The sequence below is a fragment of the Streptomyces sp. NPDC096311 genome, assembly GCF_044763085.1.
Lineage (GTDB): Bacteria > Actinomycetota > Actinomycetes > Streptomycetales > Streptomycetaceae > Streptomyces.
Window position 1 is genome coordinate 582,525 of record NZ_JBIWFN010000003.1, and the last position, 22,211, is coordinate 604,735.

At 69.8% G+C, this 22,211-nt stretch carries 23 protein-coding genes and 2 pseudogenes; 11 read left to right on the plus strand and 14 right to left on the minus strand.

Features of this window, described 5'->3' with window-relative positions:
* Positions 1-17: 17 nt before the first annotated feature.
* The 5 genes from rlmB to ACIRA5_RS10940 all read right to left on the minus strand — a co-directional run bounded on the left by rlmB (position 18) and on the right by ACIRA5_RS10940 (position 4,810).
* The gene (rlmB, locus tag ACIRA5_RS10920) at positions 18-962 is read right to left on the minus strand and encodes a 23S rRNA (guanosine(2251)-2'-O)-methyltransferase RlmB (RefSeq protein WP_181650868.1); all 945 of its coding nucleotides are present in this window, start codon (positions 960-962) and stop codon (positions 18-20) included.
* 143 nt (positions 963-1,105) lie between these two features.
* A complete protein-coding gene (gene cysS, locus ACIRA5_RS10925) occupies positions 1,106-2,506 on the minus strand; it encodes a cysteine--tRNA ligase (protein ID WP_403689521.1) in 1,401 nt (466 codons plus the stop codon).
* A gap of 134 nt (positions 2,507-2,640) precedes the next feature.
* Positions 2,641-3,159 (minus strand): 2-C-methyl-D-erythritol 2,4-cyclodiphosphate synthase, encoded by a 519-nt coding sequence (gene ispF, locus ACIRA5_RS10930; protein ID WP_352044046.1) that lies wholly within the window; start codon positions 3,157-3,159, stop codon positions 2,641-2,643.
* Positions 3,149-3,901: a 2-C-methyl-D-erythritol 4-phosphate cytidylyltransferase gene (ispD, locus tag ACIRA5_RS10935; protein WP_095853940.1), complete on the minus strand. Its 753-nt coding sequence runs from the start codon at positions 3,899-3,901 to the stop codon at positions 3,149-3,151. The genes ispF and ispD overlap by 11 nt, the downstream gene beginning before the upstream one ends.
* Positions 3,902-4,327: 426 nt before the next feature.
* Positions 4,328-4,810 carry a CarD family transcriptional regulator gene (locus ACIRA5_RS10940; RefSeq protein ID WP_003953493.1) on the minus strand — a complete coding sequence of 161 codons (483 nt, stop codon included), beginning with the start codon at positions 4,808-4,810 and terminating at the stop codon, positions 4,328-4,330.
* Between the two features lie 646 nt (positions 4,811-5,456).
* On the opposite strand from ACIRA5_RS10940, the gene ACIRA5_RS10945 reads away from it, so the two are divergent.
* A complete protein-coding gene (locus ACIRA5_RS10945; protein ID WP_403689523.1) occupies positions 5,457-6,140 on the plus strand; it encodes a DUF461 domain-containing protein in 684 nt (227 codons plus the stop codon).
* 112 nt (positions 6,141-6,252) lie between these two features.
* Here the strand turns inward: ACIRA5_RS10945 and ACIRA5_RS10950 are convergent, their stop codons facing one another.
* Together ACIRA5_RS10950 and ACIRA5_RS10955 are read right to left on the minus strand one after the other, a co-directional pair.
* Positions 6,253-6,933, minus strand: a complete 681-nt coding sequence (locus ACIRA5_RS10950; protein ID WP_009340348.1) for a response regulator transcription factor — start codon at positions 6,931-6,933, stop codon at positions 6,253-6,255.
* The gene (locus ACIRA5_RS10955; protein ID WP_054232435.1) at positions 6,930-8,207 is read right to left on the minus strand and encodes a cell wall metabolism sensor histidine kinase WalK; all 1,278 of its coding nucleotides are present in this window, start codon (positions 8,205-8,207) and stop codon (positions 6,930-6,932) included. The genes ACIRA5_RS10950 and ACIRA5_RS10955 overlap by 4 nt, the downstream gene beginning before the upstream one ends.
* A 238-nt stretch (positions 8,208-8,445) precedes the next feature.
* Between ACIRA5_RS10955 and phoU the strand changes: the two genes are divergently transcribed.
* A complete protein-coding gene (gene phoU, locus ACIRA5_RS10960) occupies positions 8,446-9,135 on the plus strand; it encodes a phosphate signaling complex protein PhoU (RefSeq protein WP_054232434.1) in 690 nt (229 codons plus the stop codon).
* A gap of 186 nt (positions 9,136-9,321) precedes the next feature.
* The gene (locus ACIRA5_RS10965; RefSeq protein WP_167552125.1) at positions 9,322-9,474 is read left to right on the plus strand and encodes a hypothetical protein; all 153 of its coding nucleotides are present in this window, start codon (positions 9,322-9,324) and stop codon (positions 9,472-9,474) included.
* A 238-nt stretch (positions 9,475-9,712) separates the two neighbouring features.
* On the opposite strand, the gene ACIRA5_RS10970 is transcribed toward ACIRA5_RS10965, so the two are convergent.
* A complete protein-coding gene (locus tag ACIRA5_RS10970) occupies positions 9,713-9,985 on the minus strand; it encodes a hypothetical protein (protein ID WP_403689524.1) in 273 nt (90 codons plus the stop codon).
* Between the two features lie 303 nt (positions 9,986-10,288).
* Here ACIRA5_RS10970 and ACIRA5_RS10975 point away from each other — a divergent pair, with 303 nt between their 5' ends.
* The 3 genes from ACIRA5_RS10975 to ACIRA5_RS10985 all read left to right on the plus strand — a co-directional run bounded on the left by ACIRA5_RS10975 (position 10,289) and on the right by ACIRA5_RS10985 (position 12,901).
* A complete protein-coding gene (locus tag ACIRA5_RS10975; protein WP_403689525.1) occupies positions 10,289-10,486 on the plus strand; it encodes a cupin domain-containing protein in 198 nt (65 codons plus the stop codon).
* A 224-nt stretch (positions 10,487-10,710) separates the two neighbouring features.
* Positions 10,711-10,980: a hypothetical protein gene (locus tag ACIRA5_RS10980; RefSeq protein ID WP_403689527.1), complete on the plus strand. Its 270-nt coding sequence runs from the start codon at positions 10,711-10,713 to the stop codon at positions 10,978-10,980.
* A gap of 400 nt (positions 10,981-11,380) precedes the next feature.
* Positions 11,381-12,901 carry an FAD-binding oxidoreductase gene (locus ACIRA5_RS10985; RefSeq protein ID WP_403689529.1) on the plus strand — a complete coding sequence of 507 codons (1,521 nt, stop codon included), beginning with the start codon at positions 11,381-11,383 and terminating at the stop codon, positions 12,899-12,901.
* A 120-nt stretch (positions 12,902-13,021) separates the two neighbouring features.
* On the opposite strand, the gene ACIRA5_RS10990 is transcribed toward ACIRA5_RS10985, so the two are convergent.
* Positions 13,022-13,492, minus strand: coding sequence for an ArsI/CadI family heavy metal resistance metalloenzyme (locus ACIRA5_RS10990; protein ID WP_403689532.1), 471 nt, complete (start codon positions 13,490-13,492; stop codon positions 13,022-13,024).
* Between the two features lie 79 nt (positions 13,493-13,571).
* Between ACIRA5_RS10990 and ACIRA5_RS10995 the strand changes: the two genes are divergently transcribed.
* The 3 genes and pseudogenes from ACIRA5_RS10995 to ACIRA5_RS11005 form a co-directional block, all read left to right on the plus strand.
* Positions 13,572-13,952, plus strand: coding sequence for an ArsR/SmtB family transcription factor (locus tag ACIRA5_RS10995; RefSeq protein WP_403689534.1), 381 nt, complete (start codon positions 13,572-13,574; stop codon positions 13,950-13,952).
* A gap of 94 nt (positions 13,953-14,046) precedes the next feature.
* A pseudogene (locus tag ACIRA5_RS11000) lies at positions 14,047-14,199 on the plus strand (phosphotyrosine protein phosphatase); the annotation flags it as partial.
* Positions 14,157-14,384: pseudogene (locus tag ACIRA5_RS11005) on the plus strand (hypothetical protein); the annotation flags it as partial. The pseudogenes ACIRA5_RS11000 and ACIRA5_RS11005, both read left to right, overlap by 43 nt.
* A gap of 113 nt (positions 14,385-14,497) precedes the next feature.
* Here the strand turns inward: ACIRA5_RS11005 and ACIRA5_RS11010 are convergent.
* Positions 14,498-15,259: a phosphoglyceromutase gene (locus ACIRA5_RS11010; protein WP_352044039.1), complete on the minus strand. Its 762-nt coding sequence runs from the start codon at positions 15,257-15,259 to the stop codon at positions 14,498-14,500.
* A gap of 152 nt (positions 15,260-15,411) precedes the next feature.
* Here ACIRA5_RS11010 and ACIRA5_RS11015 point away from each other — a divergent pair, with 152 nt between their 5' ends.
* The gene (locus ACIRA5_RS11015; protein ID WP_403689535.1) at positions 15,412-16,665 is read left to right on the plus strand and encodes an MDR family MFS transporter; all 1,254 of its coding nucleotides are present in this window, start codon (positions 15,412-15,414) and stop codon (positions 16,663-16,665) included.
* Between the two features lie 299 nt (positions 16,666-16,964).
* Here ACIRA5_RS11015 and ACIRA5_RS11020 read toward each other — a convergent pair whose 3' ends face one another.
* Positions 16,965-17,441: a DUF2000 family protein gene (locus ACIRA5_RS11020; RefSeq protein WP_403689537.1), complete on the minus strand. Its 477-nt coding sequence runs from the start codon at positions 17,439-17,441 to the stop codon at positions 16,965-16,967.
* Between ACIRA5_RS11020 and ACIRA5_RS11025 the strand changes: the two genes are divergently transcribed.
* Complete coding sequence (locus tag ACIRA5_RS11025) at positions 17,440-18,240, plus strand: AraC family transcriptional regulator (RefSeq protein ID WP_403689539.1); 801 nt, start codon at positions 17,440-17,442, stop codon at positions 18,238-18,240. The genes ACIRA5_RS11020 and ACIRA5_RS11025 overlap by 2 nt on opposite strands.
* A gap of 64 nt (positions 18,241-18,304) precedes the next feature.
* Here ACIRA5_RS11025 and ACIRA5_RS11030 read toward each other — a convergent pair whose 3' ends face one another.
* The 3 genes from ACIRA5_RS11030 to mshA form a co-directional block, all read right to left on the minus strand.
* On the minus strand, positions 18,305-19,987 hold the full coding sequence (locus ACIRA5_RS11030) for a glycosyl hydrolase family 28-related protein (RefSeq protein WP_403689540.1): 1,683 nt from the start codon (positions 19,985-19,987) through the stop codon (positions 18,305-18,307).
* 138 nt (positions 19,988-20,125) lie between these two features.
* A complete protein-coding gene (locus ACIRA5_RS11035; protein WP_352044034.1) occupies positions 20,126-20,617 on the minus strand; it encodes a YbjN domain-containing protein in 492 nt (163 codons plus the stop codon).
* A gap of 88 nt (positions 20,618-20,705) precedes the next feature.
* Positions 20,706-22,043 (minus strand): D-inositol-3-phosphate glycosyltransferase, encoded by a 1,338-nt coding sequence (mshA, locus tag ACIRA5_RS11040; protein ID WP_403689542.1) that lies wholly within the window; start codon positions 22,041-22,043, stop codon positions 20,706-20,708.
* Positions 22,044-22,211: the final 168 nt, after the last annotated feature.

Below are 22,211 nucleotides of genomic sequence, written 5' to 3' on the forward strand. Positions count from 1 at the left end.
TCCGTTCGGACGTCTGTTCAGACGCGTCGGCGCGAGGCCTCGTACAGCACGACTCCCGCCGCGACACCGGCGTTCAGCGACTCGGTGCCGCCCGGCATCGGAATCCGCACCCGGAAGTCGCAGGTCTCGCCGACCAGTCGGGACAGACCCTTGCCCTCGCTGCCGACGACGATGACGACGGGACCGCCGAGGGCCTCCAGATCACCGACCTCGACCTCGCCGTCCGCGGCGAGTCCGACGACGACGAGACCGGCCTTCTTGTACGACTCAAGGGCCCGCGTCAGGTTGGCGGCTCGGGCGACAGGCGTACGGGCGGCGGCACCGGCCGACGTCTTCCAGGCACCGGCGGTCATGCCGGCCGCGCGCCGCTCGGGCACGACGACGCCGTGGCCGCCGAAGGCCGAGACGGAACGGACGACGGCACCCAGGTTCCGGGGGTCGGTCACACCGTCGAGGGCGACGATCAGCGGGTCCTGGCCCTCGTCGTACGCGGCGGCGGCGAGGTCCTCGGGGTGCGCGTACTCGTACGGCGGGACCTGGAGGACGAGACCCTGGTGGTTGAGCCCGTTGGTCATGCGGTCGAGCTCGGGGCGCGGGGCCTCCATGAGGTGGATGCCGCCGCGCTCACCGGCGAGCTGGAGCGCCTCGCGCACCCGCTCGTCGTTGTCGATGAACTGCTGCACGTACAGCATCGAAGCAGGCACGCCCTCGCGCAGCGCCTCCACGACCGAGTTGCGCCCGACGACCATCTCGGAGGTGCCCTTGCCGCCGCGCCCGCGCGGGGTGGCGGGACGACGCGCGATCTGCTTCGCCTTGGCGCCCGCGATGCGGTTCTTCTTGTGCCCCTTGCGCATCTCGGCGGGCGGGGTGGGGCCCTTGCCTTCCAGGCCCCGGCGTCGCTGGCCGCCACTGCCGACCTGCGCGCCCTTCTTGCCGGACATGCGGCGGTTGTTAGCGGCCATGACCTACCTGTCTGTGTGAGGCGAGCGTGCGTACGTTCTTGAGGTGTCGTATATGCAGTGTGCCGCCCGGAGGCCCGGGCGGCACAATCGATCAAGGCCCAGGGGCCCCGAGGAGGCCCTGAGAAAGCCCCGAGGGGGCCCGCTCAGCGAGGGCCGAGCGTCCAGCGCGGTCCCTGCGGGCCGTCCTCGATGACCAGACCGGACTGGTTGAGCTGGTCGCGGATGGCGTCCGCGGTGGCCCAGTCCTTGCGGGTGCGGGCGGCCTCGCGCTGGTCGAGGACCATCCGGACCAGGGTGTCGACGACGCCGTGCAGGTCCTCACCGCGGTCGCCCTCGCCGGCCCACTTCTCGTCGAGCGGGTCGAGCCCGAGGACGCCGAGCATGGCCCGCACCTCGGCGAGGCGGGCGACGGCGGCTTCCTTGTCGTCGGCGGCCAGGGCCGAATTCCCCTGGCGCACGGTCGTGTGCACGATGGCGAGCGCCTGCGGGACGCCCAGGTCGTCGTCCATGGCCTCGGCGAAGGCGGGCGGCACCTCGGCGGCGGGCTCGACGACGCCCCCCGCCTTCTCGACGACCCGCTGCACGAAGCCCTCGATGCGCGCGAACGCCGATTCGGCCTCGCGCAGGGCCTCTTCGCTGTACTCGATCATCGAGCGGTAGTGCGGGGTGCCGAGGTAGTAGCGCAGCACGATCGGACGCCACGTCTTGACCATCTCGGAGACAAGTACGGAGTTGCCCAGGGACTTCGCCATCTTCTCGCCGGCGATGGTGACCCAGGCGTTGTGGACCCAGTACTTCGCGAACTCGTCGCCGAAGGCCTTGGCCTGCGCGATCTCGTTCTCGTGGTGCGGGAAGATCAGGTCGATCCCGCCGCCGTGGATGTCGAACGCGACGCCCAGGTACTTGTGGGCCATGGCGGAGCACTCCAGGTGCCAGCCGGGCCGGCCCCGTCCCCACGGCGTCTCCCAGCTCGGCTCGCCCGGCTTCGCGGTCTTCCACATGGCGAAGTCGCGCGGGTCCCGCTTGCCGGTCTCGCCGACACCGGACGGCTGCTGGAGGTTGTCCAGCTCCTGGTTGGACAGCTGGAGGTACCCGGGGAAGGACCGCACGTCGAAGTAGACGTTCCCGTCCGACTCGTACGCGTGCCCGCGCTCGATGAGCCCGCGCATCATCTCCACCATCTCGGTGATGTGCCCGGTGGCCCGCGGCTCGTAGGTGGGCGGCAGGCAGCCGAGCACGGCGTACCCGTCGTTGAACGCGCGCTCGTTCTCGTACCCGATCGACCACCAAGGGCGGCCCTGGTCCGCCGACTTGGCGATGATCTTGTCGTCGATGTCGGTCACGTTGCGGATGAACGTGACGTCGTACCCGCGGTACTCGAACCAGCGGCGCATGATGTCGAAGTTGAGGCCCGAGCGGATGTGCCCGATGTGCGGTGCGGCCTGCACGGTGGCGCCACACAGGTAGATCGAGACACAACCCGGCTTGAGCGGGGAGAAGTCACGGATCTGCCGGGCGCTGGTGTCGTACAGGCGAATGGTCACCACTCCAGGGTAGTGGGCCACGGGGAGTGCCCCGCGACCTTCCCTCGCAAGGAGGACTTATTCGTGACATCTGCGGGCGGCCACCGGTCTCTCGACACCTCCAGCATCGAGGGCGGGGCCGGGGCCGACGCGCGTCAGGGCGTGCGGGCCACCAGGGCCGTGGCGATCGCCATCAGGCCCTCGTCGCGGCCCGGGAAGCCGAGGCCGTCCGTCGTGGCGCCGGAGACCGACACCGGTGCCCCGACCGCCTCGGAGAGGATCTTCTGCGCCTCGTCCCGTCGTTTTCCGATCTTCGGGCGGGGCCCGACGACCTGGACGGCGACGTTGCCGATGGTGAAGCCCGCCGCTCGGACGATCCGCGCGGCCTCCGTCAGCAGTGTGACCCCGGACGCGCCGGACCACTCGGGGCGCCCGGTCCCGAAGTGGGCGCCGAGGTCACCGATCCCCGCCGCCGAGAACAGCGCGTTGCAGGCGGCGTGCGCGACGACGTCCGCGTCGGAGTGCCCCGCGAGCCCCGGCCCCTCGCCCTCCCAGAGCAGCCCGGCGCACCACAGCTCCCGCCCCTCTTCGAAGGCGTGGATGTCGGTACCGATGCCGACCTGCGGCAGCACCATGGGCACCGGCGCGGGTGACTCGGAAGCCTCAGAAGCCATCGTTGGCCCTCCTGCGCGCGAGGACCGCCTCCGCGAGGACGAGGTCCAGGGGACGCGTCACCTTGAACGCCTCCTCGTGACCCGGCACGACCACCACCCGCTCCCCGAGCTGCTCGACCATGCTCGCGTCGTCCGTCACGTTGTCGGTGACGGTCTCGTGGGCGCGGACGAGGGTGGCGCGGTCGAACCCCTGCGGCGTCTGCACGGCCCGCAGCCGCGCCCGCTCGGGCGTGGCGACGACGGGCTCCGGCATCCCCGGCTCGCTCGCCGGCTCGACCTGCTTGACGGTGTCCGCGAGCGGCAGCGCGGGTACGACGGCGGGCGCGCCGTCGCGTACGGCCTCGATGACGGCGTCGACCGTGTCCACCGGTACGAGCGGGCGGGCCGCGTCGTGCACGAGGACGATGTCGACGCCGGGGGGCAGCGCGTCGAGCCCGTACTTCACGGACTCCTGACGGCTGTCTCCGCCGGGGACGACGAGGAAGTCGGTCCGCTCGGGCAGCGCGTGCGTGTCGAGCAGCGCCTTCACCTCGGCGGCACCGTCGGGCGGGGCCACGACGACGACCAGCGACACCGCGCGGGAGGCGGCCATGGCGCGCACCGCGTGGATGAGCATGGGGGTCCCGTTGAGCGCGCGAAGCGCCTTGGGGGCGCCTGGACCGAGGCGCACGCCCCGTCCGGCGGCCGGAATCACGGCCGCCGTGCGGCCTCCGGACAGCGAGGAGCGCGAATCGTCAGACATCGGTTCCTGTCAGGTTTGTGTACTCGGCGTGCTTGGGTATGGCCTGGGCGTGCCCCTTGCTCGAGCGAAGCCGAGAGTTCGGGGCAGTGCCGGGCGCGAGCCCTGACCGGACCCTTCCGTGACATCCGGTCGAGCAAGCTGTCCGGGCCCGGCACGCCAAGTATCGGGGACGCGGGTATCGACGCGGCACCGGGGACGCAGACCCATGGAACACAGATGTACTCCATGGGACACAGGTGAATTCGGAGCCACACGTTTCCGAAATCGCGCGGGTACGAACATGCCGCAGCGCCCGGCGACAGCCATCGTGTGGAGCGACAGCAATTACGTCATCGGGCACCGCGGCATTTCATTGCGCAGCTGTGCGGCCTTGTGTGGACGCCGGGACGACCGCCGGGTGAGCGGCCACCGTCTCGGCTGTCTGCGTCAGGACGCGAGAACCTCGTCGAGCAGGGCCTCGGCCTTGTCCTCGTTGGTGTTCTCCGCGAGGGCGAGCTCGCTCACCAGGATCTGGCGGGCCTTGGCGAGCATGCGCTTCTCTCCGGCGGAGAGTCCGCGTTCGCGCTCACGACGCCACAGGTCACGCACGACTTCCGCGACCTTGATGACATCGCCGGAGGCGAGCTTCTCCAGATTTGCCTTGTAACGACGAGACCAGTTCGTGGGCTCCTCGGCGTACGGCGCGCGCAGCACCTCGAAGACCCGGTCCAGCCCATCCTGACCGACCACATCACGCACGCCGACGAACTCCGCATTGTCCGCTGGCACACGCACCGTCAGGTCGCCCTGGGCGACCTTCAGCACCAAGTAGGTCTTGTCCACGCCTTTGATCTGGCGAGTTTCGATGGCCTCGATCAGCGCGGCCCCGTGATGGGGATAGACCACGGTGTCGCCAACCTTGAACGTCATGTGACAGGTACCCCTTCCGTGGCTATCCAGGGTAACACGGAAACGGCGTCTTCTGAATGGCGTTTTCGCAGGTCAGGGCATATCTCGGGGCTTGACAACCGCGACAGGAACGTGCTGCGAAGGGGGAGCGGAAGAGGGTATTCGCAGGTGGGAGCGGCTGTTCAGGGCAAGAGAAACGCGTACGTTACACACACCGGACGTTCCTGACCAGGGTCTGAACATCCCGGTTTGTCCCGCTCCAGGAGCATGACTTCCGCTACTCCGTTCGGTGAGCGGAGTCGGGTACGAGACGAATCCGGAATTGATCACGGACCGCGCCGATCTACCGATGATCAATTTTCCGGACCGCAGTGGATTCCTTACCGGAAAACCCCAAGCGGATCTCGGCGCTACTCTCGCGGCAACTCGTACGGGCACTTATGTGAATGGCGGACGAACAGAAGCTCAAAGTAGCTGATGAGGCGGACCGGAACCACTCGAGGACCGGGGCGCACGAGCGGCGCAACGGGGCTCGCGGGCGCCAAGGGGCGGGTCGGGTGCGGCGGCGTGGGAACGGCTCGGTAACCTAAGGCCGCTGACAGACCCTTAGGGCGGCTTTACACCGGAGCCGCTCTGCTTCGCCCACGTTCAAGGAGTTGCCGCCGCCGTGAGCAGCAGCCTTCGACGCGGCGCTCTTGCCGCCGCCGCCATTGCGTTCTCGATCGCCTCGCTCGCCGCATGCGGCGCCGGCAACAACGCACAGACGCTGGAGGTCAAGCCGGACAACGCGGCGACCAGCGTCGGCGACATCAAGATCCAGAACGCCCTCGTCATCACCCAGCCCGACACGACCTCCAAAGGCCCGGCGGTGGTCTCCGCGACCGTCTTCAACAACGGCCGCACCCCGCAGACCCTCGACTCGGTCAAGATCGGCGGCGACGGCGTCGCCCAGATCACGCCCGCCAAGGGCGGCGGCAAGCTGACCATCCCCGCCGGCGGCCACGTCACCCTGGGCGGCGAGGGCAACGCCTCCGCGGCCCTCAGCAACCCCGGCGCGGCCGTCAAGGACGGCAACGCCCAGCCGATCACCTTCACCTTCAGCAAGACCGGTGACGTGAAGCTGCGCGCGTTCGTCGTCCCGGCCGAGAGCTACTTCACCAAGTGGGGCCCCACCACCATCCCCGCGGCGCCCGGCGCCACGGCCACCGGCTCCGCGACCTCCTCGAAGTCGCCGAAGGCCTCGACCTCGCCGTCCGAGTCCGTCTCGGGCACGCCCGGCGACGCGGCCTCGGCGAGCGCGACAGCCACGGGCACGGCCACCGCGACGGCCTCCTCGTCGGCCGGCCACTGATCCAGCACGCACGAAGGGCGGTACCCCGAAGGGTGCCGCCCTTTGTCGCACGTCCCGCCCTTCGTCCTACGGGTGGGTCGCGTCGTACGTACCGCCGTGAGACGGGTTCGGTTTACGGCTCGAACTTGTAGCCGAGGCCACGCACCGTGACCAGGTACCGCGGCGCGCCCGGGTCCGGCTCGATCTTGGCGCGCAGACGCTTCACGTGGACGTCCAGCGTCTTGGTGTCGCCCACGTAGTCGGCCCCCCACACCCGGTCGATGAGCTGCATACGGGTCAGCACGCGGCCCGCGTTCCTGAGCAGCATCTCCAGGAGGTCGAACTCCTTCAGGGGCAGGTCGACCTTGGAGCCGGAGACGGTCACCACGTGGCGGTCGACGTCCATCCGGACGGGTCCCGCCTCGAGAGCGGCCGGGGTGACCTCCTCCGGCTCCCCGCGGCGACGCAGGACGGCCCGGATACGGGCGACCAGTTCGCGGGAGGAGAAGGGCTTGGTGACGTAGTCGTCGGCTCCTATTTCCAGCCCGACGACCTTGTCGATCTCGCTGTCCTTGGCGGTGACCATGATCACCGGGACGTTGGAGCGGCCGCGCAGCTGGCGGCAGACCTCCGTGCCGGGCAGCCCCGGCAGCATCAGGTCGAGGAGGACGAGGTCGGCGCCGTTGCGCTCGAACTCGTCGAGTCCGTCGGGCCCGGTGGTCGCGATGGCGACCTCGAAGCCCTCCTTGCGGAGCATGTACGACAGGGCGTCGGAGAAGGACTCCTCGTCCTCGACGACGAGCACACGGGTCACGGAAGGACCTCCGGAGCGGGAAGCGGTTCATACGGGGATGTGACGGTGGTCGTCCCGTCGGGCTGCCCGTTCTCGTCCTCATCGTCGAGTCCGGGCATGTCGTGGTCGATCCCGCGGTCGCGGGCCGCGGCTGCCTCGGGCAGCCGCAGGGTGAACGTGGAGCCCTGACCCTCGGAGCTCCACACGGTGACCTCCCCGCCGTGCGAGGCGGCCACGTGCTTGACGATCGCGAGACCGAGACCCGTACCGCCGGTCTGGCGGGAACGGGCCGGGTCGACGCGGTAGAAGCGCTCGAAGACGCGCTCCCGGTCCTTCTCCGAGATGCCAATGCCCTGGTCGGTCACGGCGATCTCGATGAGGTCTCCGCCGGGCGCGGTCACCCGGCGCGCGGCTATGCCCACCCGGGTGCGGGCGGGCGAGTAGTTGACGGCGTTCTCGACGAGGTTGCCGAGGGCGGCGGCCAGCTGGCCCCGGTTCCCCCAGATGCTCAGGTCGGCGGTACCGCCGGCGGCCATGGTGATCTGCTTGGTGCCTGCCTGGTGGCGGCACCGGTCGATGGCCTCGGCGACCAGCTCGTCCACGCGGACCGGCTCGGCGTCCTCGAGGGGATCGTCGTTCTGCACCCTCGACAGGTCGATGAGCTCCTGGACGAGATTGGTGAGCCGGGTGGCCTCTATCTGCATACGTCCGGCGAAGCGCTCGACGGCCTCCGGATCGTCCGAGGCGTCCATGACGGCCTCGGAGAGGAGGGAGAGCGCGCCGACGGGCGTCTTGAGCTCGTGGCTGACGTTCGCGACGAAGTCGCGCCGTACCGCTTCGATCCGCCGGGCCTCGGTGAGGTCCTCGACGAGGAGCAGCACGAGCCGGGAGCCCAGCGGGGCGACTCTCGCGGAGACGGCCAGGGCCTCCCCCCGTCCGGTCCCCCGCCTCGGCAGATCCAGCTCGACCTGGCGTATTTCCCCGTCGCGACGGGTGTCGCGGGCCATCTGCATCATCGGCTCGACGGCGAGCTTGCCGCCGCGTACCAGCCCGAGGGCGTACGCGGCTGAGCTGGCCTTGACCACGGCATCGGCCTCGTCGAGGACGACGGCCGAGGACCGGAGCACGGAGAGCACCGTGTCGACGCCCGGCGGAAGCACCGGGTCCGTGTGCAGGGATGTGCGGGTGGGGCGTTTCTGGTCGCGCTCGCTCCAGCGGAACGCCAGCATGGCGATGACACCGGTGAGCACTCCGGCGATCGCTGCCGCTGCGGCGACCGCCGCGTTCACGTCCATGCTCCCAGGTTAGGCATGTCGTCACGCCGACCCACAGCCATCGGAGTGCGACCTCGAACACTCGTCGCCCAGAGTTCACCCAGGAGCCAGGGATGGTTCATTTGGGGTGACGGAAACGGACGCGTACGGGCCGGAACGTGGGAGCGTGGGGTTCACGGGGCCCGTCCGACGGTCCGTCCGGCGGTCAGGGCAGCCCGGCCCCCGGGCCCCAAGCTGACGTAAGAGAGGGACAAACCAGATGCGTGACGCGTACCACGAGGAACTTGACTCGATCGGCGACGGCCTGGTCGACATGGCCCGGCTCGTCGGATCGGCGATCGGGCGCGCCACGACGGCCATCCTCGACGCCGATCTGAAGCTCGCCGAGAGCGTGATCGCGGCCGACCAGAAGGTCGACGATCTCCAGCACGAGCTCGAAGCCCGCGCGATAGCCCTGCTGGCCCGCCAGCAGCCGGTGGCGACGGACCTGCGCATCGTCGTCACCTCGCTCCGCATGTCCGCCGACCTGGAGCGCTCCGGCGACCTGGCCCAGCACGTGGCGAAGCTGGCCCGGCTGCGCTTCCCCGAGCGTGCGATCCCGCACGACCTGCACGCCACGATCCTGGAGATGGGCCAGCTCGCGCAGCGCCTGATGGCGAAGGCGGCCGAGGTGATCATCACGAAGGACGTCGACCTGGCGCTCCAGCTGGAGCAGGACGACGACGAGATGGACCTGCTGCACCGCACGCTCTTCCAGCACCTGCTGGACGACCGCTGGAAGCACGGCATCGAGACCGCCGTCGACGTCACCCTCCTTGGCCGTTACTACGAGCGCTTCGCCGACCACGCGGTGTCGGTGGCCAAGCGCGTGGTGTACCTGGTGACGGGTGAGCACGCGGACGAGCTCCAGCCCGACATTCAGCCGGTCACGGGGGCCGAGGGCGTCTGAGGTCCGGGAGCACCCGGGGCTGCAGTCTCACTCCGGGGGCGCGGGCGAGCCTCAGTGCGCCGTTGATGCGCCCAGGGGAGCGGGCATGCAATGGGGGTAGGCACCCGCGCCTACGCCCGGGCGCCCAGGCGTACGGCGTAGGCACCGGCCTCGATGCCTCATTGAGGCCTCATTGAGGAGGACACCATGGCCGATTCTCCCGCCACGCCCGACCCGACCCTGGACCGCGACACCGACCAGCCCGCCGACATCAAAAGCCTCCCGCTGTTCGGCGCCTGCGGCTGCGGCTCCGGCTGCGGGTGCGGCTGCCAGTCGGGCAACCCGTGCCAGTGCGGCTGATCACATAGCTCCACCCAGAGGGGCCCCGTCACCACGACGGGGCCCCTTCTGCATGCGTGTCACTCGGCATGCGTGTCACCAGACCGGGACCAGACCGGGGGCCCCGCCAGGACCCATGGCACTGGTCGCAGGCGAACATGCTGATGCCCCGATCCACCTCGCCCGCGACGCCCGCGGTGGCGTATGCCGGAGGCGGCCGTCACGGAGGGCCGTCACGGAGGGCCGTCACGGAGGGCCGTCACGGAGGGTTGGCCGCCATTCGGCAGGCCCCGTTCGCGGCGCCGCCCGGCGTACCGACCTGGGTCAGGGCGCTCACACAGCCCTGCAGGTCACGGTGCACCCCTTGGGTGCACGCCGTTCTGACGGCGTCTGAGACTTGGACTCCCGTTTGTTGGACCATGTTCGTGCAGGCCGGGATGTCCGCGTGGGCAGCGGGGGCGGCGAAGGCCACGCCGCCGAGCGTGAGGGTCAAACCGGTGAGGACACCGGTGATACGGGCCGCCGTGTGCATGGGAGGCACCTGCTCTCCGGGGCTGGTCGGGGATTCACGGCTTCAAGGAGCCGAGCAGCGGACGCGCCCGGTATACGACCGTGCCCCCATGCCCCCGCACCCGTCCGCTCGGCAGGACTGCCCCTCCTGTCTTCGACGCTAGAACAACCCGCCGCCGCGCGCACTACGGCCCGACGGCGGGACACTCCTGACCGGCTCATTCCGCTCGTCCGGGCGGTCCCACCGGTGCGGGGCGCTGCGCTCGGCGATCGCGGGTACGACCACATGAGCGCTGAGCACACGCACCCGCACCCAGGCGTTGAGGTGATCACGACCTTGCCGGAGGCGGCGGCCCTGATCCCGGCCGGCGCCGAGGCCAGAACCGTCCGGGTCACCCTGCTGCCCGGTGACCCGGACGCGCCGCCGCACCGGCACCCCGGGCCGCTCTTCGGCTACGTGACCCAGGGCGAGATCCTCTTCGAGCTGGAGGGACAGCCGCCCCTGCGAGTGACGCAGCCCTGATGACCATCAGCATCGGGTGAGCACCGCCTTGGGAGTTCGCTCCCCGTCCGGCCTCGTTGCGGATGGCCTTGAGTAGCCTTGAGCACTCTTCCCTGGCACCTCACGATTTCGTAGGGTCCGATCCATTCGAGACTGGCTCTGGGGGGCGTGTGGCTGTTCCTGTGGCTCGGAGTCGTGTCCTACGCGTGATCCGCGGCATTGGCTCGTTCTTGAAGGAATTCCTGGTGGAACTCGTCGGAGAGGTAGTGCTGACGTTGGTCGCCTGCTTTGCCGTGGCGGGTCTGGCTCTGGCGTTCGTCCGGGGATGGGAGCACAGCCCGCCTGTCACCGGGGGTGCAGGTGGTGCCGTGCTGGTCTTCCTCGGCTATGGCGGCTGGGAACTGCTTCGTCCCGCCAGGCCAGGGCGGCGCGGACGACTGGCCGGCGTGGCGGCCGCCACGTTCGCCGTGGCCGCTCTCCTCATCGCCTACGTCGCGTCCTGCACGTGCCCCTGAACGGTCAGGCTGGACACAAGCCTGGCAACCGTCGCGGAGGAAGGGGTGCGGGGGGCGGGGCGCGGAACTCTTCGTCCTGAAGCAACTTGGGCGGGAGCGCGACCTCGGGGTGGTGTGGTGTTCACCCGCGTTGATGGTCCCTACAGGTCCGTGCTGGTCCGCCGAAGTGCGTCGGCGTTGACACGCAATTGGACACGCACTGACGAACGGTCCCTTCGGTGACCGTTCGTCAGTGGCCTCGCCGACATGCGGGGCGGAGAGCTTTGGCAGGGGGCGCGCCCTGGCCGTGGTGGCGCGCGTGTCGAGACGCTCCACCGTGGCTGCCCTTGCTACTGTCCACTTCGCACAAATCCCCTAAAAGGGCACATTCATACCCCCGGCGGTCGAGAGGACTCGGACCATGAACGACTTTTCACGTCGGAAAATGCTCAAGACGACGGCGGTCGCCGGCGCCGGCGCGGTCGTCGTGCCCGGCGTCGCGGCCGCCGACGCGAGTGCCATGACCGGGGCCTCCGCCGCGAGTGCCGTGACCGAGGGTTCCGAGGCTCACGGGGCGAAATGCCCGCCGGCCAGGCTGACCGGCCGCATTGTCCGTCCGGAGGACTCCGGGTATACGGACGCGCGCCTCGGTTGGGACCAGCTCTTCTCGCACTACCCGCTGGTCATTGTCTTCGCCCAGAACACCCAGGATGTGGTCAACGCCCTGACGTGGGCGCGGCAGAACGACGTCGCGGTCCGGATTCGTAGCGGCCGCCACGCCCTTGAGGGCTGGTCGAACGTCGACAGCGGCCTCGTGATCGACATCAGCGAGCTGAAGTCGGTCCACCTCGACAGTGCCAACCGCATCGCGACGGTCGGCGCCGGTCTCAACCAGCTGGAAGCGGTGACAACGCTCGCGAAGAAGAACTTCGCGGTGACGACCGGGACCGAGGGCAGCGTCGGTCTGTCCGGGGCGACGCTCGGCGGCGGTCTCGGCTTCCTCACCCGCTGGCTCGGCATGGCCTGTGACAGCCTCATCGGCGCCGAGATCGTCGTCGCGGAGGGCGGCGAGTGCGCCAAGGCCATCAAGGTCGACCTGAATCACAACGCGGACCTGCTCTGGGCGCTGCGCGGAGCGGGCAACGGCAACTTCGGCATCGTCACCTCGCTCACCTACAAAGTGGCCCCACTGAAGAGCGTCACGTACCTGCAAGCCATGTGGGACGGGATCCGCGACCTGCGCGAGATCTTCGAGGCTTACCAGCGCACCGCGCCGTACACCGACGACCGCCTCGGCACCCAGCTCGAAGTCCACCGGAACCAGACCCTGTTGTTCGCGGTTCTCCCGGAGGGGACTCCCGCGGAGGCAAAGAGGCTGCTGGGCCGCATCCTGTCGATCGGCAGCCCCCAGGTCATGACGCAGGTGGGTAATTGGGGCGACGTGTACACGGGATTCCAGGTCCCGATCGAGAAGGAACCCGCGAACTGGAAGTTCTACTCGCAGTTCGCCCGGAAGCCGTTCCCGACCGCGGCGATCGACATCGTCTCCACGTTCATCGAGAAGGCTCCCACGGACGACACCAACTATTTCGTCCAGGCTTTCGGCGGGAACGTCAGGAAGAGCCCCCGCGGCGGCACGGCGTTCCCCCACCGCGACGCGCTCTTCTACGCCGAGCCTGGCGTCGGCTGGGGCCAGCGCAGCGACCAGCCGGGCATCTGCGACCCCCTCACCCCGCGGGCCCAGGCATGGATCGCCGAGTTCAGCCAGGCGCTGCGCCCCTACGTCAACGGCGCGTACGTCAACGTGCCGAACGTCAGCCTCCAGGACTGGGAGACCGCCTACTGGGGACCCAACTTCGACCGGCTGCGCAAGATCAAGGCGAAGTACGACCCGCGCAACGTCTTCCAGTACGACCAGAGCATCCCGCCCGCGACCCGCTGACCGATCAGAGCCTGAGCCCCCTCCCGACGGTGAGGGGGCTCAGTCGTGCCTACCCGTCCTGCGCCTTTGGGCGGACGGGCAGGGCAGCCCAGGGTGCCGGTGCGCCCGTGAACTGCCGCTTCATCCGCGGCTGCAACCTGCGGGCGCGGAGGCCGGTTCGATGGCCCGGCTGGTGCAGCCGCCGTCGCCGGTGGCGGTCGGGTCGGCGCCCTTGCCGAGGGTGTTGGCGTCGGCCTTGACGACGTACACCTCCCATTGCTCCTTGCCGGGGCCATGGACCCACACCTTGTCCTGGAGGGCGTAGCAGCAGGAGGTGTCGTTCTCCTCGAAGGTGGCCAGGCCGGCGCCCTTGAGCCGGGTGGTGGCGGCGCTGACCTGGTCGGTGGACTCGACTTCGACGCCGAGGTGATCGATGCGGGTCTCCTCGCCGGGGGCGCCTTCGATGAGTACGAGCTTGAGCGGGGGTTCGGTGAGGGCGAAGTTGGCGTAGCCCTCGCGCCGCTTGGCCGGTTCGGTGCCGAACAGCTTCGAGTAGAAGGTGATCGACGCTTCGAGGTCGCTGACACGCAGGGCGAGCTGGGCACGGGACATGGCAGGCTCCCATCGGCTTGCATTGATGTTTGTCGATACAAGCTTTGGGCCTTGGATCGAAGGGTGTCAATATAGACACATGTCGAAGCAAGAACTTGTGGTGCTCGGTCAGAGCGACGAGGACGGCGCCTGCTGCCCCGGCCTGGCGACCGCGCCGCTGGACGAAGGCCAGGCGGCAGAGCTGGCCAGGCTGTTCAAGGCGTTGGGTGATCCCGTGCGCCTGCGGCTGCTGTCGATGATCGCTTCGCAGGCGGGCGGCGAGGCCTGCGTCTGTGACCTGACCCCGGCCTTCGACCTGTCCCAGCCGACGATCTCGCACCACCTCAAGCTGTTGCGACAGGCCGGTCTGATCGACTGCGAGCGGCGGGGGACTTGGGTCTACTACTGGGCGCTGCCCGCCACCCTCGACCGGCTCGCCGCCTTCCTTACGACGTCGCAGGCCGCCGAGACGACCGTGTGAGTGTCCCGCTGGGCCGCCGGGTCGCAGCCGAGTCCGTCGGTACGGCGGCCCTGGTCGCGGTGGTCGTCGGCTCCGGCATCCAGGCGCACCCGCCATGAACACCCCTGCCGAACAGCCGCCCGTGCTCTTCGTCTGCGTCCACAACGCCGGGCGCTTCCAGAGGACGGCCGCGTTCCTCACACGCCTCGCGGGCGACCGCGTCCAGGTGCGCTCCGCCACTTCTACGCCTCGGTGCTCCTGGACACCGGAGAGAACACCAAGGCCCTCGCCGAGTACCTCGGCCACTCTGACCCCGGCCTGACGCTCCGCGTGTACACGCACCTCATGCCGTCCAGCCAGGAGCGCACCCGCAAGGCCGTGGCCGCCGCCTTCCCTTACGCGCTGTGGGAGCACAGGCGGAGGCGAGGGGACAACCGGAGCCGGACTTCCTGAAGTTCTGAGGACGGCCCGATCAACTGGCTGACGGCCCAGGGACGGCCCCAGCACAACAACAAGCCCCCCTACCCGCGGGGAACCCGCGGGTAGGGGGGCTTGAGCAGTCGGACTTACTTCTTCTTGCCCTGGTTCTTGACCGCCTCGATCGCGGCCGCCGCCGCCTCCGGGTCGAGGTACGTGCCGCCGGGGTTGAGCGGCTTGAAGTCGGCGTCGAGCTCGTAGGCGAGCGGGATGCCGGTCGGGATGTTCAGGCCCGCGATGTCGGCGTCGGAGATGCCGTCGAGGTGCTTGACGAGGGCGCGCAGCGAGTTGCCGTGGGCGGCGACCAGGACCGTGCGGCCGGTGAGGAGGTCGGGGACGATGCCGTCGTACCAGTACGGCAGCATGCGGAAGACGACGTCCTTCAGGCACTCCGTGCGGGGGCGCAGCTCCGGCGGGATCGACGCGTAGCGCGCGTCGTTCGCCTGCGAGAACTCGCTGTCGTCGGAGAGGGGCGGCGGCGGGGTGTCGTACGAGCGGCGCCACAGCATGAACTGCTCCTCGCCGAACTCGGCGAGGGTCTGGGCCTTGTCCTTGCCCTGGAGGGCGCCGTAGTGCCGCTCGTTCAGACGCCAGGAGCGGTGGACGGGGATCCAGTGGCGGTCGGCGGCCTCCAGCGCGAGCTGGGCGGTGCGGATCGCGCGCTTCTGGAGCGAGGTGTGCACGACGTCGGGCAGCAGGCCGGCGTCCTTCAGCAGCTCACCGCCGCGGACTGCCTCCTTCTCGCCCTTCTCGTTGAGATTGACGTCCACCCATCCGGTGAACAGGTTCTTCGCGTTCCATTCGCTCTCGCCGTGGCGGAGGAGGATCAGCTTGTACGGTGCGTCGGCCATACGTCCGAGCGTAATGGAAGCCTTCGTCCCCTCGCGCCCCTGCCCGGAAGGCGGACAGTTGACGGCATCTGTTAATTGAGTGGCCCCCGGAGACCTCCCGCTCGTAAGTTGCCATCAGTACATGAGCCGCTTACATCCTTGGGGGACGACCGATGCCACTCGCCGTCATGCGACGCGCCGCCCGAGAGACCGTCTCGGGGCTCCCCCGCGAGTTCTGGTGGCTGTGGACCAGCACCCTGGTCAACCGACTCGGTGCTTTTGTCGCCACTTTCATGGCTCTGTACCTGACACTCGACCGCGGCTACTCCGCCTCGTACGCGGGTCTCGTGGCGTCCCTGCACGGCCTCGGCGGTGTCGTCTCCTCGCTCGGCGCGGGCGTGATGACCGACCGGCTCGGGCGCCGGCCCACGCTCCTCGTCGCCCAGACCTCCACGGCCGCCTCGGTCGCGCTGCTCGGCTTCATGCACGACCCGGTGAGCATCGCCGCGGTCGCCTTCCTGGTCGGAATGGCCAGCAACGCCTCCCGGCCCGCCGTCCAGGCGATGATGGCCGACATCGTGCGGCCCGAGGACCGCGTCCGGGCGTTCTCCCTCAACTACTGGGCGATCAACCTCGGCTTCGCCGTCTCCTCCATGGCCGCCGGTTTCATCGCCGAGTTCAGCTACCTCGCGGGCTTTCTCATCGAGGCCGGCATGACCCTGGCCTGCGCGCTCCTCGTCTTCGCGAAGCTGCCGGAGTCCCGGCCGGCGCAGAACGCCAAGGAGGCGAAGGACGACGTCGGCCTCGGGACCGTGCTGCGCGATCGGCGCTTCATGAGCGTCGTCGGGCTGTCCTTCCTCGTCGCCCTGGTCTTCCAGCAGGGCTCCGTGGGACTGCCCGTCGCGATGGGCGAGGCGGGCTTCACCCCGGCCGACTACGGCATGGCGATCGCCGTCAACGGCGTCTTCATCGTCGCGCTGCAGATCCCGGTCACCCGTTTCATCCAGCACCGGGATCCGCGCCGGCTGCTCGTGATCTCCTCGGTCCTCGCCGGGTACGGCTTCGGGCTCACCGCCTTCGCCGGGTCGGTCGGCGTCTTCGCGCTCACCGTGTGCGTGTGGACCCTGGCCGAGATCGTCAACGCGCCCACCCAGACGGGCCTGGTCGTGCAGCTCTCCCCGACCCACGGCCGCGGCCGCTACCAGGGCATGTACACCCTCTCCTGGTCACTCGCCGCGCTGATCGCTCCCCTGATGTCCGGCGTGGTCATCGACCGGTTCGGGGCCGAGTGGCTGTGGGGGCTGTGCGCGCTGGTGGGCACGGTGGCCGGGCTCGGGTACGGCTTGCTGATGCGGCAGCTGCCCACGGAGGAACCGGCGGTGGAGACCGATCCGGCGGTGGCGAAGCCCGAGGTCAGCGCGGCCTGACGCCGACTCGCTGCTCCACCGGCACCCGCTTGTCGCTCTCGGCGGGAACTCCGAGGCGCAGAAGCTCCTGCGGACCACGAGAGGCCGGGCACGGGAGGCCGGGCACGAGGGGCCGGGCACGGGAGGCCGGGCGCGGGAGGCCGGGCGCGGGAGGTCTACGCAGTCGACGGCCGTCTGTCCATCAACATCACCCGTTTGCCCGCCGACGCCCTGGCGGCCCGGGGAAAGACCCACGACGCCCAGCAGCTGCGAGCCTCCCTCAAGCGCAGGAGCTCCCCGAAAAAACGCCCCCGCTGACCTCACGGATGCATCCGCGCCCCCTTCACCACCTTGTCCACCGCGTTCCGAGGCCCGTACACAGCCAGCCCCACCACATCCAGTCCGACCGTGGCGACAGCCCGCACCGCCGCCCGGTTGTCCCGGTCGTTGCCGGTGCTGAAGAGATCCGACGTGAAGACGGCTCGGGGCAGCGCACGGCTGAGCGCCCTGCCGTGTGCCGCCACAAGGACCTCCTTCGTCCCCTCGAAGACCAGCACGGGCTGCCGGAACATCGGCAGATACGGCACCCCGTCCGCGTCCTCGTACGGCTCCCCGATCACCTCGGGGACCTGCGTTCCCAGGCCGCTGACCAGGAAGGACGTGACGTTCAGACGTTGCCAGGGCTCAAGGTCGTCCCGCAGCAGGACGACGATCTTCGTATCGAAGCGGATCGGTTCGCTGTTCATGGATCGAGACTGCCGACCGCCGTACGACGCCGTCTTGTACGTTCTTTGCATGGTCGCTCAGCCGGAGGTCTCCGCCTGGCGCTCGCGCGTTCCGGGTGTCGTGGAGGTCTTCCACGCCCACTTCACCGAGTACGCCTATCCGATGCACGTGCACGAGGCCTGGACGCTGCTCATCGTCGACGACGGGGCCGTACGGTACGACCTCGACCGGCACGAGCACGGCACCCCGCACGACACGGTGTCCCTGCTGCCGCCGCACGTCCCGCACAACGGCTCCCCGGTCACCGCGCACGGCTTCCGCAAGCGCGTCGTCTATCTCGACGACACACATCTGGGCGAGGACCTCATCGGGTCCGCGGTGGACGGGCCCGACCTGCGAGACCCCGTGCTGCGACTGCGCGTCGGCCAGTTGCACACCGCGCTCGGTCACCCCGGTGACGAACTGGAGGCCGAGAGCAGACTGACGCTCATCGCCGAGCGGCTGCGCACGCATCTGCGGCCCAGCACTCCCGCCGCCACCCCGCGCGACTCCCCCACCCTCGCCCGCACCCTGCGCGAACTCCTCGACGGACACCTCACCCAGGGCATCGGCCTCGATGAGGCCGGGCGGCTCATGCACGCTCATCCCGCCCATCTGGTACGGGCGTTCAGCGGCGCCTACGGCATCGCACCCCACCAGTACCTGATGTCCCGTCGCGTCGAACGGGCCCGCCGTCTCCTCCTCGAGGGCCGGCCGCCGGGCGAGGTGGCGTCGGCGACCGGCTTCTACGACCAGTCCCATCTCACCCGGCACTTCAAGAAGTTGGTCGGGGTGACCCCGGGGCGCTACGCACGCTCGAGGCCGGCGTGACCCCCGTGGGTACGCTCCGCACCCCTCACGGTCACCTTCACCGGGTACGGCACACTCGGCCGAGTCAGAGGTCCCGCTGGGCCTCGTACAGATTGCGCGGGCGTACGACGTCCGTGGTCCCGTACAGCTCCAGGCGGGAGTGCAGGTCGCCGGTGAAGTCGGGGACGTCGATCTGGTCGAACTCGGTCACCTCGTTGAGGCCGACGGTGGCGGAGTAGGGCGCCAGACCGTCGATCTTCATCAACCCCGCGCGGCCGTTCGTGACACGTATGTTCCAGTGGGTGAAACGTGCGCCGAAGAGCGGACCGGCGCTCGCGTCGCCGCCGTGCCGCCCGTTGTTGTCGACGGTGATGTCGGTGCGGACGTTGGCGAAGGGCAGACCCCGGTGGGAATCGAAGGTGCCCATCTGGAGGTCGCCGCGCGACCAGACGTTGTAGGAGGAGAGGCCTTCCACGTTGATGCCGTGGAGCTGGGTGTTCGGCGGGGCCGGGACCGTGCGCTGTTCGATGGTGAAGTCCTCGACGAGGTTGTCGTGCGAGCCCTCGCGGCAGAAGTACGGGTGGTGCGAGCCGCGACCCGCCACACGGGTGCGACGCAGGGTGCAGGCGGAGGCGGCGACGAATCCGAAGCCGTTGTCGACGTGGCGGACCGTCACGTCGTCGACCCAGCAGTCGTACGCGCACTGGAGGACGACCCCGTTGTAGCCCTTGTCGAGGAGATGCGGGGACTGGGGCGTCTCGACGGCCTCCAGGGTGAGGCCTTCGACACCGGAGCCGGTCAGCGGCTCGACGTGGGTGGTCAGACGCGGGTCCCATTCGGAGCGTATGTCGAGGGGCAGCGGGCGCTCCAGGGTGACCTTTGTGCCCCGCACCCGCGCGACGCGTACGGGCCACTCGTAGGGGACGTAACTCGTGAGCTTGGTCTTGTCGTCCCAGTAGTACGCCTCAGGCCCCGGACCGCCGCCCGCCATGTGCTCCAGAAGGGTGTGGTCGGCGTCGTCGGCGAGCCGCAGGAGGACGAGCCGGCCCGGCTTCAGCGGGCGGGGGTCGGCGACCGTCACCGACCAGGAGCCGCGGGTGGCGGGGGCCACGGCCGTCAGGGTCTCCCACTCGTCGCGCTTGTTGCCGGTCCAGCCCTCGAAGGGCCAGGCCTTGTCCTTGATGGCGGCGACGAGGGAGTCCCAACGGGCCGTGGGCGCGAGCCAGATGAGGCCGCCCGCCCAGGACCAGGACGACTTGTCGCCGCCGTAGCGGGAGCCGTAGACGCCGATCAGCTCGGTGAGGTTCCTGGTCGCGTACAGCTTCGTACGGTCGCTGCCGGCGCCGCGCAGCACGACGTTCGAGTGGCCGATGCGGATCAGGCCGTCGATGCGGAAGGTGCCGGGCGGGATGAGCACCGTGCCACCGCCGGCCCTCCCGGCAGCGGCGATGGCACGGTTGATCGCGGGTGCGCAGTCCGTGGTGCCGTCCGCGACGGCGCCGTAGGCACGGACATCGGCCACTACGGGGCGGCGGGGGAAGCGCGCCGCCCCGCCCCGGTGGCCGGCCCTGCCGACGTACGGGATCTGCGGGTGGGTGAAGGGGGTGCGGGTGAACTCCCGCCAGATGGTGGGGACTCGACCTGGGTCATGGGGGCGTGCGACAGCGGTCGCGGCCGTCGCCGGTCCGCCGGTCACCGTGGCGGCCGCCACCGCCACGGCGCTGCCGAGCAGGCCCCGTCTGGTGATGCTCACGTACTCCTTGCTCATACCCGCCCGCCTTCCGTCGCATTCCATTGACTTTCATGGATGTGAATGACGTTCAGATCTGCGTCGGCGGTGAGCATGCCACTGAGACCCCCGGCTCGGAAGGGGTTATGCACTCCTTAGTTGGACTGGACCTGGAATTCAGCCAGCAGGACGCTGAGTCAGGTGGGTGAACGCATCCAGATTGCGGGTCGATTCGCCGCGGGACACCCGCCAGGCGTACTCCTTGCGGATCGCGGAGGCGAAACCGAGCTCAAGGAGAGTGTTGAAAGCACCGTCGGCGGCCTCCAGGACCGAGCCGAGCAGCCGGTCGACCCCGTCCGGCGTGACCGCGACGAGCGGCAGTTTGCCGACCAGATACACGTCCCCCAGGGAGTCGACCGCGTAACTCACGCCATAGAGCTTGAGATTGCGCTCCAGGAGCCAGCGGTGGACGCCTTCGTGGTTCTCGTCGGGGTGGCGGATCACGAAGGCGTTCAGCGACAGGGAGTGCTTGCCGACGATCAGCGAGACGGTCGTCGAGAGCTTGCGGGTGCCGGGCAGTTTCACGACGTACGAGCCCGCCTTGGGGCTCTCCCACTCCAGCTCGGCCTCGGTGAGGACCTGCTCGATGATCGACGCTGCGTCAGCCATGGAGGGAGCGTACGTCAGACGTCCGGCGGACCGACCCTCGGGCGGTCGCGCGTCAGCCTTGGTGAGCACGTCGGGCACGGTGGACGCGTCAGCCCTGGTGGGCGCGCACCTTGCGGCGGTGGGCGTGTACGGCCTCCGTGTACACGTCCGCCGTCGCGGCGGCCGCGGTGTCCCAGCCGAAGCGCTGCGCGTGCCGGGCGGCGGCCTCGCCCATCCGGGCCGACAGCGCCTGGTCGTCGGCGAAATCGCGCAGCACGCGCGCGTAGGCGACGGGATCGTGCCCCGGGATCAGGAATCCGGTCTCCTGATGGCGCACGGCGACGGGCAGCCCGCCGACCTCGGCCGCCAGGACCGGCGTGCCGGCCGCCTGTGCCTCGATGGCGACCAGCCCGAAGGACTCGCTGTAGGAGGGCATGACCAGCACCGAAGCGGCCCGGAACCAGTCCGCGAGCTGCTCCTGGTCGACGGGCGGCCTGAAGCGCACGACATCGGCGATCCCGAGCCGGGCGGCGAGCTTCTGCAGCCCCTCGGGCTTGGCGAGACCGGTACCGCTGGGGCCGCCCACCACGGGGACGACGATGGTGCCGCGCAGCTCGGGGCGCTCGTCCAGGAGGACGGCGACCGCGCGCAGCAGCACGTCGGGGGCCTTCAGGGGCTGTATGCGGCCCGCGAAGAGCGGGATCAGCGCGTCCTGCGGGAGTCCGAGGCGGGCGCGGGCGGCGGCGCGGCCGTCGGCCGGGCGGAAGCGGTCGAGGTTGACGCCCGGGTGGACGACGGCCACCTTGCCGGGCTCGGCCTCGTAGTGGCGGGCGAGCTCGTCGGCCTCTTCGGAGGTGTTGGCGATGAGACGGTCGGCGGCGCGCACGATCTGGGTCTCGCCGATGACACGGGCGGCGGGCTCGGGGGTGTCGCCCTCGGCGAGCGAGGCGTTCTTGACCTTGGCCATGGTGTGCATCGCGTGCACCAGGGGCGCGCCCCAGCGTTCGGCGGCGAGCCAGCCGACGTGGCCGGAGAGCCAGTAGTGCGAGTGCACGAGGTCGTAGTAGCCGGGTCGGTGCCCGGCCCAGGCCTGCATGACGCCGTGCGTGAAGGCGCACAGCTGGGCGGGCAGGTCCTCCTTGGCGAGGCCCTCGTACGGGCCCGCGTCGACGTGCCGGACGAGGACGCCGGGGGCCAGTTCGACGGTCGGCGGGAGGGCGGCCGTGGTGGCCCGGGTGAAGATCTCGACCTCGATGTTGATCGCGGCGAGGCGCTGGGCGAGCTCCACGATGTACACGTTCATGCCGCCGGCGTCGCCGGTGCCGGGCTGGTGCAGCGGCGAGGTGTGGACGGAGAGCATCGCGACGCGACGGGGCCTGCGGTGCAGCCTGAGCCGTGAGGGCGTCGCCGGGGAGCGTCGCCCGAGCCTGCTGACGTACTGGCTCACGTGGCGTTCCTCCTCGCTGCGGGCATGCCGGTCGGAGGGCGCACTGCACCCTCCGAAGAGCGGCAACGCCGGAGCGGTCCGCTCCATTTCCCTTCCGCGTTCCCCCTCGCTCCCCTTTGCCGAATCATTACCGAGAGTCGCTCAACCGTTCGAGGGCGAGTTGCGTGC